Source organism: Endozoicomonas arenosclerae, assembly GCF_001562015.1.
Taxonomy (GTDB): Bacteria; Pseudomonadota; Gammaproteobacteria; order Pseudomonadales; family Endozoicomonadaceae; genus Endozoicomonas_A; species Endozoicomonas_A arenosclerae.
This window is the reverse complement of the sequence record NZ_LASA01000059.1, coordinates 50439-64098: the sequence shown is the minus strand read 5'-3', so window position 1 is coordinate 64098 and position 13660 is coordinate 50439. Positions and strand designations below refer to the sequence as shown.

Sequence of the window (13660 nt, the reverse complement as noted above, 5' to 3'; positions counted from 1 at the left end):
GGGCCTGATCAGATTGAGTCAGGCCACCTGCACGTCCCGGATATTTTCCAAACGGGATACTATGGACTGCTTGAGGTCTTCACGCTTGAAGGGTGATAACCCCTTAAGGCGGGTTACATCCAGCATATGAAGATGAAGCAGTGGAGCTCTTTTGTTGAACTCGCGCAAATCACCGGTGGTCACAATAGGCACAAAGTACTTGCCTGGGTACCGATCCTCATAGGCTTTAGAAAACAGCTCAATGCCTCTTTCTGCCAGCACGGGCTTGGTTTTGCGCCCTTTGCTTTTGGGCAGAGCAACATGCAGCTCTTCCTTACCCAGAATTTCACCAGGAATAACAAATATCCCGGAAGCCCGGGTAGCATCCTGTTCTATTTCGAAGAAGGTGTCATGATGAGCATGCTGATTGGGTAATACCACCAGCTTTTCCTTGTTATAGGTGCTCCAAAACACATCGTAATTGGTGTAAATCTGTGAAGTTCCAGGACTGTACACCGCAAACACTGTTCTCAAAGAATCAAAAAAGTCTGCGGCTTTTTTCTTTTCGTTAAAATGCGAAATATCCCAAACTACGCTACTGGCACTTTCCATTTGCACTGCCTCTAGCTAAATACCTACATAAAGCGAAGAGAATTATAATAATCTGATTCAGGTTTTCCTGACCTAAAAATCGGATTTTTGACTTACTTCTCAAGCTTTTTCTTATTATTCCTGTAATTTGTTAATTTAATCATGGTTTACAGGTACAGGAGCACTTACTTTACCGTTTTTTTAAGTGCTCCTCAAAGAAGTCTTTAATCAGATTGACATAGCTCTTTGACCACGACCAACAGGTTTAGTCGTCACACCACCTACCGAGCCACCGTAGGCACCACCATTATAATTTTTCCAGTCTGCGATACGGTTTTGAGCCAGAATCTTTTCCGACCGACCCGCTCCCGTCAAACGCACGGCGACCACATCAATAACATTGGGTTGAACAATAGCCATTACAAAACCACTTTTTGTCATGGTGGGGTCATTCATCAAACCATTACTTTCCCAGGTGTAAAGCAACTTCCAGCCAGCCACTGCAGCTTCGTACTCCAGATCCCTGCGCTGACCACCGCCCTGATAAATATGAGTACCCACTACACGACCATTACCATCGTTATAGAGCTGAAAAGTACAACCTGAAAAACCACCACTGGCAATAAAGCCACTGACAATACTTTTTGAAAATGTGGCTTTATCATTTTCGTAGGGGATATATACGCCTTCATAATCCCCTTTACTGGCTGGTTTTATCTGTAAGCCGCCATTCTTTTGATGGGTATTAGCGTAATAAAAGGATTCTTTAGCGTAATCAGGTAGTGCCTTGTCAGGTTTAGCCTGACTTCCGACGGGCTGTTTAGCCCCATCAATCCAATGGCAGCTTGTTGGCGAGAGTGATTTAAACTGGCTTATATTGATCATTCGCTTGTCCTGCTGTTTTTATAATGTCTACATCGTCCCTGTTGCATTCCACAGCCAGTTAACAACGCCATCGTGTGTAATGCTGATGCCTCTGACTCGATAGCCTCTCTTCCTTGATCTTGCTAACAACCCAGTTCAGAAATGAAATCAATTTAACAACGTTTTTTTATATTTAGATAATTCGTTCGACTTAAGGATCATACACCCGTCTTTGCTTTTCCCATACCCAATCGAACAGTAATTTTTGTAACCGTATTTTCATCAATCAGTATCCGGCATTGAAACCATTCAACAGCGTCTTCTGCCCATTAATCTCATAAACGGGTGTGCTAGAATGGTGACTCTTACATTCTTTGATTCTTTCCCGGCAGCCATTATTAACGTGTCCACTTCCAGCACTTCCCCTAATGATCTCGATTATCAGGAACTGACTGAAAATATTCGTCAATGGGCCAGAGAGCTGGGCTTTCAGGACATTGGCATTACGGAAGCTAAAATTCCGGAAACGGACCAAAAACACTTTCAGGAATGGCTGGATCAGGGTCTGCACGGTGATCTGGACTATATGGAGCGGCATAAAGACCTTCGATGCCACCCTGAAAAACTCCACGAAGGTGTTATTCGGATCATCTCCGTCAGGATGGATTACCTCCCCGCAGAAACAGAAACCATTAAAATTCTGAATGAGCCGGAAAAAGCCTACATATCCCGTTATGCTTTGGGACGCGATTACCACAAGCTGATACGCAAGCGTTTAACCCAGCTGGGTAAAAAAATAGAAGAGGTTACCGGTGAGCATGGCTATCGAGCTTTTGTTGACAGTGCACCGGTTATGGAAAGGCCACTGGCTCAACAGGCCGGTCTTGGCTGGATGGGTAAACATTCACTGATCATCAATCGTCAGGCGGGCTCTTTCTTCTTCCTGGGAGAGCTGTTTACCAATCTCCCACTCCCTATTGATGAACCGTATGAAAAGAATCATTGCGGTCGCTGCAGTGCCTGCATGGATATTTGTCCGACAGCAGCCATTGTTGAGCCCTACAAGATCGATGCCCGAAAATGTATTTCTTACCTGACCATTGAAAACAGTGGTCCTATTCCGATAGAGCTGAGAAGCAAAATGGGAAACCGGGTTTTTGGCTGTGACGATTGCCAGCTCACCTGCCCCTGGAATCGATTTGCAAAACACACTCAGGAAAGTGACTTCAAGCCACGTCATCATCTGGATAACAGTGATCTGGCAGACCTGTTTCTGTGGACTGAAGAAGAGTTTCTGGACCGAACTGCAGGTTCACCCATTCGCAGGGCTGGATTTGAGTGCTGGTTGAGGAACCTGGCGGTTGGCTTGGGCAATGCCCCAACCACTGAGAAAGTGTTAGCTGCTCTTCACCAACGTGAGGATTATCCGTCAGAGCTGGTGAAGGAGCATGTGGACTGGGCTCTTAAACAACACAGTCCACAGTCACAACATTAAATCTGCAGGCCCGGATAAGCCCAGATGCCAGATCCACGAAGCATATCTCGGTAGATAACCAGTGATTCATTTGCAGAAACGGTCATCGCTTCTTCCATAGTATCGAAATCCATAGCGACCAGGTTATCGAAGCTGATCTCTGCATTTTCACGATCGGCCACTTCAGCAAAAATACTCAAAGCACGACGCATGTGGCTGGCAGAAGAAATCAGAGTGACATGTTCTGTACCCAGCTCTTTCATAATCTCGGTGGAGTAGATCGCGTTGCCCACGGTATCTTTGGCTTTGTCGTCCATGTAGATACGATCTGCCGCTACACCTTTCTCAACCAGCCACTGCTTCATCAGGAAAGATTCAGTCACACCACCATTGGGCACACCCCCACTGACGATGACGGTCGCTTCAGGATTTTTAGTGGCTGCAGCCAGAGTCTGCTCCAGACGATCAATCAGAGGCTGACGCATTTCGCCTTCAGGAGACAGGGCATAGCCCAGAGTCACAATCGTATGATTCTTCTCTTTACTGGTTGATGCCTTGGTGTTCAGCTCAGTAGCCATGAAAGTATCTGTACGTTCAAAAGTGCTCAGGTAATCGGCTGTCTGTTCCGGGTAACGTTGCCCCAGATCCGCCATTTCAGCCTTATAGCCTTCCATATCGCCAGACACTTTTTTGTAGGCAGCTGCCAGAATACCCGCATCAAAGTTTTCCGGATCCAGCTCCAGAATACTTTCATAGGTTTTAATGGCGTCGTCGACCTTGCTCTGGATGATCTGGGTGGAAGCAATACCAAAGCGCAGATCCAGACGGTTAGGCGCCAGTTCACTGGCCTGTTCGAAAGAAGCTTCAACAACATCAAACTTCCCCTTCAGGGTGATGCCTTTGAAGAATTCCTGTTCAACCTTTTTGAGATCACCACCGTTCCAGTAGTAGTACATCCCGGTTTGAACCAGATCATTGATCTGTTTCTGCTGTTCAAAAGAAGGCGTAGAGGCAGGCTGCTCAGTCAGTGAAGTACAACCAACCAAAGCAGTGGAGAGAGCCATTCCCAGAACGAGGGGCTTCAGGAGTGAGCGCATTCAGTAGAATCCAGAAATAAGAAAAGGAGTTGATGCCATAATAAGCAGCGACTGAATGGACAGAATTGATACAAATCAAACAATAACGGGAGGCTTCGGTTATCCACAAATAGGGCGCGTTCTCAATTATTCATGGAGCTCAGCTCTTTTCAGGAGCATTCAGTGCAAGGCGCAACAGTGCAGGAATATAAACATCTTTCAATCTGTTGGAACGCTGCAATGGATGCTCCTGAAAGAGTCCTTCGGATGCTCCGTAAAGGGGCCATCTACTGCCTCAGAGCTTGCTTGATGTAGAGGAACTACACCAGCGCAAGTCTTCCTTGTATCTGACCCCTTTACGGCAGCACTGAGCCCATGAATAATTGAGAACGCGCCCTACACATAGACTACCCTTAGTGGCTACTGAGACGTAGATTCCAGAGGTTTTCTGTTATGGCTGTGAAGCTTTCAGGTGAGTCGCTTACCCCCTTTCTTCATATTGTTAAGCAGTATGATCATTACATTCAGACAAAGGACGTTCATGGCATCATGTCGTTGTTTGTTACCGACGATGAACCCCACAGTTTTGGTTTACATATCAATCTGAATGATCGGGAAGCACTAAGGCAAAGGTTTACGGATTATTTTAACTCCAGTGAACCTTTTGAAGCAGAAATGGGAGAGCCTGTTGTTTACCAGTTTGGTGAAGCCGCCTGCCTGTGCATGATCTTGCAGGTCAAAGGTTCTGAAGATACCCGAATCAGAGTCAGTGTTTTTCTGGAAAACCATTCAGGCCAATGGCTGATTCGGCACCAGCATATTTCTCAATCACCGGTCTAGAAATGACAGCCAGTCAGAGCCGTTGACTGGCTGTTTTTATATTACTCTGAAGCCTTGGGCTTCGGCTTTCTTCGCCTTGGCTTTCTGGTCACTTCTTTCTTCTCTGTACCCTGTTTTCGCTTTGCCTGTGCAGCTGGCTTATGGCCTCTTGAGACCTCTCCGGAACGCTGACCATCCTGGTGCTCAACCTTGGGTTTCTTGGGCTTTTTAGGTTTCTTCCGCTTGGGTGGACGAGTATCCAGTTTGGACTCAGGCAAGCTATTAACTGGTTTAAAGCCTGGAATGATCTCCCGATCAATGACCTGCCGGGTCAGCCTTTCAATGGCCACCAGCTCTTTGAATTCGTCGGCACTCACCAGAGAAACAGCTTGCCCACTGGCTCCCGCACGACCTGTTCGGCCAATACGGTGCACATAGTCTTCGGCTACGTTAGGCAGATCAAAGTTCACGACTTGCGGCAACTGATCAATATCCAGACCTCTGGCCGCAATATCGGTGGCTACCAGAATACGGATTTCGCCACTTTTGAATTCAGCCAGGGCTTTAGTCCGGGCATTCTGACTTTTATTGCCGTGAATAGCGGCAGCCTGGATGCCTTTACTGTCGAGATGTTTTGTCAGCCGGTTTGCGCCGTGCTTTGTACGAGTGAACACCAGCACCTGGCTCCAGTCATTGTCTTTAATCAACTGGGTCAGCAGAGCGGCTTTCTTGTTTTTATCCACAGGACAAACACACTGATCTACCGTTTTGGCCGTGGCATTTCTGGGTGTTACCGAGATCTCTACAGGAGACTTAACAAGGCCTTTTGCCAGACTGCGGATTTCATCCGAAAAGGTCGCCGAAAACAGTAAGCTCTGGCGGTTCTTAGGCAGTATGGCCAGAATCTTACGAATATCATGGATGAAGCCCATATCCAGCATGCGGTCGGCTTCATCCAACACCAGCACTTCCAACTGTTTAAACTTCACTGCGTTCTGATTGTAGAGATCGAGCAACCTTCCCGGAGTTGCGACCAGTACATCAACCCCTCTTCTCAACCGCATCATCTGGGGATTGATTTTGACGCCACCAAACACCACCGTTGAACGGATTGGCAAATGTTTGCTGTAAGTTTCTACACTTTCTGCCACCTGTGCGGCCAGCTCACGGGTGGGCGTCAAAATTAGAGCCCTAACCTGATTTGGCTGTACACGTTGCCCTTGAGAGAGCTTTTCCAGCAATGGCAGAGTGAAACCAGCGGTTTTACCGGTTCCGGTCTGTGCAGCAGCCATAACATCCTGGCCTTCGAGCACAGCAGGGATAGCCTGTGACTGGATAGGCGAAGGGGTATCATATCCCTGCTCTGAAACAGCTTGGAGGATGGGAGCTGATAACCCCAGCGAGTCAAAACTCATGAAACATTCTCGGTTGGCGTCATTCAGCGGAACGGAGCTGAAGACATGGAGGGAGGGGCAGCTTACAGTATCTGCGGGGTTGAAGCTATTAAGTACGATTAAACTGAACTACAGTGCAACATACGACTCTGGATTAAGATCTCAATAAAAGCTAAGGTTGTCGTCTCATAATAAGAAAGAATCCATACTGAATGGTCGAACTTCGCGAAGTTACAAAAGACAATTATCTCGACTGCCTGCGTCTCAGGCTGCTTCCTGAACAGGAAGGTTTTTTAGCTCCGAACGGCGATACCATCGCCCAATCCAAATTTGAATCACACCACCGGGTCAGAGCCATCTATAACAATAACAAAGTGGTTGGCTTGCTTTCCTATTGTCATGAAGATGAGCCGGAAGATCTGGAACTTTATTGGCTGTTCCGGTTCATGGTGGATAAATCCTGCCAGGGTCAGGGCATTGGTTCAAATGCTCTTAAACAACTGCTTGAAGAAGTGAAAGCTTTAGGTGGTAAACAGTTACGCACCATGCACAAACCCTCCAATCTGGAAGCCTCAAAAGTGTATAAAAACTTCGGCTTTACCGAGATTGGCGAACTGGACGACGGCGATACTCTGCTTGAAATTAATATAACCTGATAAGTGCAAAACATTCATGGACGAAACATCAGCTCAAGCTCCCATTGATCATGACTTGCTTTTACTCCGTAAGATCAAAGTCTGTCCTGTGGTGATTAGAGAGAATGAAGGAACATCAGAGATTCTCGTTTTCAAACACCCTCTGGCTGGTATTCAACTGGCCAAGGGGACTCTGGAAAAAGGGGAAACACTGCCGCAAGCAGCCCTGAGGGAACTCCAAGAAGAATCAGGCATAGCGAATGCGAGAATAGTGCAGTACCTCGGAGCCTGGAAAGCTGGATTTCAGAGTCAGCAATGGCACTTTATACTCTGCAACGCCAATAACCTGAAAGATTCATGGCATCACTATTGCGAAGATGATGGAGGGCATAACTTCCGATTCTTCTGGCATTCTCTGGAAAATAAACCGGATGGCCAATGGCACTCTGTTTATTCATCAGCACTGAAGCACCTGAAAAACCAACTGCCATTCTGACTGATTTAAGAACCTGATCAATGAAAATAAACATTGTTGGCACTAGTGGCTCGGGCAAATCGACCTTGGCTAAAAAAATAGCGAATAAACTCTCCATTCCACATATCGAGATGGATGAACTGTTTTGGGGAGCAAACTGGACGCCGGTAGAGCCTGAAGTATTTCAGAACCGACTGAAAGCAGTTTTAGATCAACCTGCCTGGATTCTGGATGGCAACTATACGAAGACTCAGGAGCTAAAGTTTCAAAAAGCTGAAATGGTGGCCTGGATAGATTTATCTCTGGCCAGAACAATGGCCCAGGCTTTAAAACGGGCTATTTGCAGAATTGTTTCAGGCAAAGAACTCTGGAAAGACACGGGTAATGTTGAAACTCTGGGAAAGCTTTTCAGTAAAGAATCGATCCTTAAGTGGACCTGGACAACTCATAAAAAAACCGGGTGAAATACCAGAACTTAATGAAAGATGAGCGTTATTCTCATATCCGCTTTGTTCACCTGCGAAGCTCTCAAGAAATAAAACAATTTCTGGCAGATTTGGATTGAGGGCCAGGCGCAAAGGCCAAGCCCTCCTTTAACTCAGTTCAGAGTTTCGACACCCATATTAAACAGCGCAAAGCCGTATATATCTGCATACTCTTCAATCATTTTACTGGTCGGTTTACCTGCACCGTGACCAGCATTGGTTTCAATACGAATCAGAGCCGGATTACTACCAGACTGTTTTGATTGAAGCTCAGCTGCAAACTTGAAGGAATGAGCCGGTACCACCCGATCGTCGTGATCACCGGTGGTAACCATCGTAGCCGGATACTCTACTCCCTCCCTGATATTATGCAGGGGCGAATAGCCATGAAGGTACTCAAACATTTCAGCGTTATCTTCTGAGGTACCGTAGTCGTATGCCCAACCCGCTCCAGAAGTAAACTTGTGATAGCGCAGCATGTCCAGGACACCCACAGCAGGTAATGCCACCTTGAACAAATCAGGTCTCTGGGTCATACAGGCTCCCACAAGCAGCCCACCGTTAGAGCCCCCGAAAATAGCCAGATGATTGCTGGAGGTATACTTCTCGTCGATCAGGTATTCAGCAGCCGCTATAAAGTCGTCAAAAACATTCTGTTTCTGGAGCTTGGTGCCTGCCAGGTGCCACTTCTTACCGTATTCACCACCCCCTCGCAGGTTTGCCACAACATAAACACCACCTAACGATAGCCAGGCCGCAATGGCTGAGCTGTAGTAAGGCGTCAGGCTGACATCAAAACCACCATAGCCGTATAAAAGGGTAGGAGTATTGCCATCAAGCTTAAGGTCTTTGTGGTGATTAATTGTCATAGGCACTTTTGTGCCGTCTTTAGAGGTATAAAACACCTGTCTGCTGACGTATTGATCACTGTCAAAAGCACAATCAGGTATCTTGTAAACCGAAGATTCACCACTGACTGGATCGAGAGAATAGACTCGGCCTGGAGTCTTGAAATTGGTGAAGCTGAAGTAGAGTGTCTTCTGCTTGCTTTTACCGGAGAAGCCATCAGCAGAACCCAGATCCGGAAGTGTAATTTCACGAATCTGCTTACCTTCAAAGTCATACTGAAAGACTTTTGAAACAGCATCTACCATGTAATGAGCAAAGATAAACCCAGCCCCGGAGAATGCATCCAGCGTGTGCTCTGTTTCGGGTATCAGGTCTACCCAGTTTTCTTCCCCGGGGTTATCCACAGCCACTTTAACCACCCGCTGATTTGGGCTGTTGCTGTTTGACTGGAGATAGAGAAACTGTTCATCGCTATCAAGCAGATGGGTATCAGAGTCCAGATGATCAACGATGGCGACCAGGGTTGAGTCTTTGTCCGAGAGATCTTTTAAATAAAGACGGTTTCCGGAAGTGGACTCCTGAGCACTGACCATGAGATAACGATCATCTTCAGTGACATCCCCTCCTACATAGCGATGTTTTTCAGACTCGCTGGCACCGTAAATAACACGGTCTTCAGACTGAGGAGTACCCAGTTTGTGGAAATAAAGCTTGTGCTGATCTGTCTTGGCAGAGAGTTCACTGCCATCCGGCTTGTCGTAGGAAGAGTAGAAAAAGCCTTCATCCCCGAGCCAGCTGGCGTCACTGAACTTGATGTCCTTTAAAGGAGGCTCCAGCATCTCTCCGGATTCACAATCCATAATGTGAATCGTGGTCCAGTCACTGCCTGCTTCAGATTGCTGAAAAGCCGTCAGCTTCCCGGACTTTGAAAAGCTGATGCCCGCCAGAGAAGTGGTACCGTCTTCACTGAACGTATTGGGGTCAAGAAAGACTTCCGGCTCAGTTCCGTCTTTCTGGCGATAAAGTACAAATTGATTCTGCAGTCCTTCATTTCTGAAGAAGTAAGTCACACCGCCTTCTACAAAAGGTGTCAGCACTTTCTCAAAGTCCATCAGCTCTTTCAGGGTGGACTGAATCTTGTCGCGATAGGGAATCTGCTTCAGGTAAGCCTGGGTAGCGGTATTCTGAGTTCTGACCCATTCTGCTGTTTCATCACTGAGGTCATCTTCCAGCCAGCGGTACGAATCACTGACTTCAACACCAAAATACTGATCAATAGTGTCGTCTTTTCGGGTCTTGGGATAAACCAGAATAGGCTCTGATGTGTCACGGGATACTGTCATGGTATGACCTTCAGGAGTTTTTATTGTTCTTGCTGTGGATAACAGCTTAATACTGAAAGAAACCTTATAGGGAGATTTGAATAAAGTCTATTTGCGTGAGGTGATCATTAATTAGAAAAACAGCCACTCCTGTAAAGCAGCTGTTCTCATGATTTGAGGCATTAACGGCTCAGGATTGAATAAAGTGCTGGCGATAGAATTTCAGCTCTTCAATGGATTCACGAATATCTTCCAGCGCCAGATGAGTTCCCTTCTTGGTAAATTGATCAAGAAGTTCCGGTTTCCATCTTCTTGCCAGTTCTTTTAACGTACTGACATCAACATTACGGTAATGGAAAAAATTGTGTAGCTCTGGCATGTAACGGTTCAGAAAACGGCGATCCTGACCAATACTGTTGCCACACATGGGAGACGCACCAACGTCAGAATACTGTTTCAGAAACTCCAGCGTCATCTGCTCGGCTTCAGCCTGACCGATTTTGCTTTCACGCACTCTCTGGGTCAGCCCGGTTTCGCCATGAGTTTTGATACACCACTCATTCATATTCTCTAGTACTGTGTCACTCTGATGCACTGCAATCACAGGACCTTCAGCAATAAAGTTCAGCTGACCATCGGTTACAATGGTCGCAATTTCCAGAATTTGGTCATGTTCAGGATCAAGGCCGGTCATTTCCAGGTCGATCCAGACAAGATTATCCGCTTTAGCCATCAAGCACCCGATTTCCAATAGAGAGATGCGCCAGCCCGGCTGCAGTGAATATGTCCCGGAGCTCTGAATTTCTACGGTGATTTGCCCTAGAAATAACCCTGAACCCAATCCTTTGACATTTTCATAGAAAAAATATTTGCAAATGAAGAAAGCCATGGCTGACTTATTAAGTTTAACCGATCATAATCTCTCCGTGAAATCCACACTCGCTTCCAACAGATTCCTTCGCAGCCCAGTACTGATTGGCACTTTCTGCCATTCAGGGCATAAATCATGAAATTTTTTAATTATTTCAGCCAGTTGCGATTACAATCTGATAGACGAGTGTGTACCAGGCTTTCAATGGCCGTTTGCCATAAAAAAGCTTCCCCCTCTTCCAGAACACCAGGTAAAACCTTGAGTAGACAATGAGTAAGCGCAAACTAACGCGCAAACAGAAGTGGCGCATAGAAAAAGTTCAGCAGGAACGTATTGCCCGGGCCCAGAAGCGGGAACAGCTCATTGAGCAGGAAATAAAGGATGACAATCTGGGTGCTGAGCAACAGGGCCTGATCATTGCCCACTACGGGGCCACTCTGGATGTTGAGCCTCTGGGCCAGCCGGGTGAAGCCCGTCGTTGCCACCTCCGGACCAACCTCCCTCCCCTGGTAACGGGTGACAGAGTCATATGGAAGCCTTCTTTGAAGGACGAAACCGGCGTGGTGGTTGCTCTTGAAGAGCGCACCAGTCTGCTGACCCGTCCGGACAATCATGGCCGAATCAAGCCTGTTGCAGCCAATATTGACTATATCGTACTGGTAATTGCCCCGGTTCCGATTCCCCATGCCAACCTGATTGACCGCTATCTGGTTGCCGCTGAAACAGTGGGTATTGAGCCTGTTCTGCTGCTGAACAAGATCGACCTGCTCGATGAAGAAGGCATGGAATTGCTGGATGATATGCTGTCCATTTATGAGGACATTGGTTATCAGGTACTGAGGGCTTCCACCCGCTCTGAAGACGGGCTCGCGCCCCTGCAAACATTGCTTGATGAGCATGTCAGTGTGTTTGTTGGACAAAGCGGTGTTGGTAAATCCTCCCTGGTTAATGTGCTGTTACCCGGTGTAGACACTCGTGTTGGGGATCTTTCAGAAGCTACCGGCAAGGGTATGCACACCACAACCGCTGCCAAACTGTTCCACTTCCCGGCCGGAGGTATGTTGATCGACTCCCCCGGAATTCGGGAATTCGGTCTCTGGCATATAGATGCCCAATCGGTACTTGAAGGGTTCAGAGAGTTCAGACCTTACCTGGGCCACTGCCGCTTCCGTGACTGTAAGCATGAGAAAGAACCCGGTTGTGCTCTGAAGCAGGCTCTGGAAGACGGAGAAATTCTCGAAGAACGAATGTTTAGTTACAAACAGATTCTGGACTCACTGGAGGCTTGACTGGTCTATTCTCATCTTCGCCAATGGATCTTCAGGAAGCGAACGATGAGAATTTTTACCGGTGGCATCATTACAGAAACCAATACCTTTTCTCCTGTGCCGACCGGTTACGATGACTTTATTTCGTCCCGGTCCGCTTCTAAGCAGGATGATTTGCCCAATGAGTGTCTGATTGAGAGTTATCTGCAAAAGATTGCAGAACAACATCAATGGCACCTCATCCCTTCCTTTATCGCAGTTGCTGAGCCCGACGGCACCACAACTCGACAAGCTTACGAACAATTGCGAGAAGAACTGCTGCAGAGCCTGAAGCAGGCTCTGCCAGTGGATATGGTTTTACTGCCACTCCATGGCGCCATGGTTGCCGAAGGTTACGATGACTGTGAAGGGGACATTGTCACCCGGGTAAGAGAAATTGTCGGCCCCGACATTGTCATCGGAGTTGAGCTCGATCTTCATTGCCACCTGAGCCGAAACCTTGTTGATCAATCCTCTGTGATCACCATCTATCGAGAGTACCCTCATACCGACATTCTGGAACGGGCAGGAGATCTGCTGATGTTATGCGCTGATGCAGTATTGGCCAAAACCAAACCGGTCATGGCGCTTTATGACTGCCGCATCATCAATCTCTACCCAACAGCTAACGAACCCATGCGAAGTCTGGTTGAACATTTCAAAACAGTCAGTGAACAACCCGGAATCATCACAGCAGAAATGGCCCATGGTTTTCCTTATGGCGATGTTGCCGACTGCGGAACTCGCATTCTGGTGATAGCAGACAATGATCCGGCTCTGGCTTCTGAAACAGCAAAACAGCTGGCAGAAATAGTTTTCGAACAACGTCATGAACTGTTGATCAAACCTTTAAGCATGGAATCTGCCTTTGCCGAGGCACAACAACAGCCTGCAACAGGCAAGCCCATTGTCATTGCCGATATGTCAGATAATGCCGGTGGCGGGGCTCCCAGCGACTCAACCTATGTTCTGGAGTACATGCTCAACAAACAGGTTTCCAATGCGGCGGTAGGGATGATCTTCGATCCCCAGGTTGCAGCAATTGCTATGAAAGCGGGTATTGGTAGTCATCTGAAAGTAAGGCTGGGCGGCAAAACCTGCCATGACTCAGGCCAGCCACTGGATCTGGATGTAGAAGTCATTGAGTGCATTCCCGGCATGATTCAACGCTTTCCTCAATCCGGCGATGAGGCTATCCCTGTTCCCTGTGGCGACAGTGTCTGTCTGAAATGTCAGGGCGTTTACATCATTGTGAACAGTACCAGAACACAGGTTTTTCATCCTGAAGTCTTCACAAAGTTTGGTCTTTCACTGGCAGCGTTGAACATTGTGGTGGTGAAATCCATATTCCATTTCCATGCAGGCTTTGCTCCGGTCGCCGAGTCCATTCTTTTGATGAGTCCTCCGGGCGCTCTGAATATGAACTTTACCGAAATCCCCTACACCCAACCGGACCTGAACAAGTTTCCATGGCAGGATACCCCGGCCCTCCCCTATCCATCCCCTTTGTGATGGCATA

13 protein-coding genes are annotated in these 13660 nt (G+C 47.3%); 7 read left to right on the top strand and 6 right to left on the bottom strand.

Annotated features, from left to right (window positions below; translation table 11 throughout):
* Positions 1–18: 18 nt before the first annotated feature.
* Positions 19–591 (bottom strand): hypothetical protein, encoded by a 573-nt coding sequence (locus WG89_RS06965; protein ID WP_062263332.1) that lies wholly within the window; start codon positions 589–591, stop codon positions 19–21.
* A gap of 207 nt (positions 592–798) precedes the next feature.
* Complete coding sequence (locus WG89_RS06960; RefSeq protein WP_062263328.1) at positions 799–1455, bottom strand: hypothetical protein; 657 nt, start codon at positions 1453–1455, stop codon at positions 799–801.
* A gap of 334 nt (positions 1456–1789) precedes the next feature.
* Here WG89_RS06960 and queG point away from each other — a divergent pair, with 334 nt between their 5' ends.
* Positions 1790–2929, top strand: a complete 1140-nt coding sequence (gene queG, locus WG89_RS06955) for a tRNA epoxyqueuosine(34) reductase QueG (protein WP_079253703.1) — start codon at positions 1790–1792, stop codon at positions 2927–2929.
* On the opposite strand, the gene WG89_RS06950 is transcribed toward queG, so the two are convergent.
* Positions 2926–4005: a YdcF family protein gene (locus WG89_RS06950; protein ID WP_062263326.1), complete on the bottom strand. Its 1080-nt coding sequence runs from the start codon at positions 4003–4005 to the stop codon at positions 2926–2928. The two genes, queG and WG89_RS06950, sit on opposite strands and share 4 nt — an antisense overlap.
* A gap of 432 nt (positions 4006–4437) precedes the next feature.
* Between WG89_RS06950 and WG89_RS06945 the strand changes: the two genes are divergently transcribed.
* Positions 4438–4824 (top strand): nuclear transport factor 2 family protein, encoded by a 387-nt coding sequence (locus tag WG89_RS06945; RefSeq protein WP_062263323.1) that lies wholly within the window; start codon positions 4438–4440, stop codon positions 4822–4824.
* Between the two features lie 41 nt (positions 4825–4865).
* Here the strand turns inward: WG89_RS06945 and WG89_RS06940 are convergent, their stop codons facing one another.
* Complete coding sequence (locus WG89_RS06940) at positions 4866–6218, bottom strand: DEAD/DEAH box helicase (protein WP_062263320.1); 1353 nt, start codon at positions 6216–6218, stop codon at positions 4866–4868.
* Between the two features lie 191 nt (positions 6219–6409).
* On the opposite strand from WG89_RS06940, the gene WG89_RS06935 reads away from it, so the two are divergent.
* Genes WG89_RS06935 through WG89_RS06925 form a run of 3 tightly spaced genes read left to right on the top strand, consistent with a single transcriptional unit; the run spans position 6410 to position 7771 of the window.
* Positions 6410–6853, top strand: a complete 444-nt coding sequence (locus tag WG89_RS06935; RefSeq protein WP_062263317.1) for a GNAT family N-acetyltransferase — start codon at positions 6410–6412, stop codon at positions 6851–6853.
* A gap of 16 nt (positions 6854–6869) precedes the next feature.
* On the top strand, positions 6870–7328 hold the full coding sequence (locus WG89_RS06930; RefSeq protein WP_062263314.1) for an NUDIX hydrolase: 459 nt from the start codon (positions 6870–6872) through the stop codon (positions 7326–7328).
* A gap of 20 nt (positions 7329–7348) precedes the next feature.
* The gene (locus tag WG89_RS06925) at positions 7349–7771 is read left to right on the top strand and encodes a P-loop NTPase family protein (RefSeq protein ID WP_062263311.1); all 423 of its coding nucleotides are present in this window, start codon (positions 7349–7351) and stop codon (positions 7769–7771) included.
* Positions 7772–7905: 134 nt separating this feature from the next.
* Here WG89_RS06925 and WG89_RS06920 read toward each other — a convergent pair whose 3' ends face one another.
* On the bottom strand, positions 7906–9984 hold the full coding sequence (locus WG89_RS06920; RefSeq protein WP_079253702.1) for a prolyl oligopeptidase family serine peptidase: 2079 nt from the start codon (positions 9982–9984) through the stop codon (positions 7906–7908).
* Positions 9985–10153: 169 nt separating this feature from the next.
* Positions 10154–10696 (bottom strand): oligoribonuclease, encoded by a 543-nt coding sequence (gene orn, locus WG89_RS06915; protein ID WP_062263729.1) that lies wholly within the window; start codon positions 10694–10696, stop codon positions 10154–10156.
* A 407-nt stretch (positions 10697–11103) separates the two neighbouring features.
* Here orn and rsgA point away from each other — a divergent pair, with 407 nt between their 5' ends.
* Both rsgA and WG89_RS06905 read left to right on the top strand, forming a co-directional pair.
* Positions 11104–12123 carry a small ribosomal subunit biogenesis GTPase RsgA gene (gene rsgA, locus WG89_RS06910; RefSeq protein WP_062263308.1) on the top strand — a complete coding sequence of 340 codons (1020 nt, stop codon included), beginning with the start codon at positions 11104–11106 and terminating at the stop codon, positions 12121–12123.
* Positions 12124–12168: 45 nt separating this feature from the next.
* Complete coding sequence (locus WG89_RS06905) at positions 12169–13653, top strand: M81 family metallopeptidase (protein WP_062263305.1); 1485 nt, start codon at positions 12169–12171, stop codon at positions 13651–13653.
* The last annotated feature ends 7 nt before the right edge of the window (positions 13654–13660 follow it).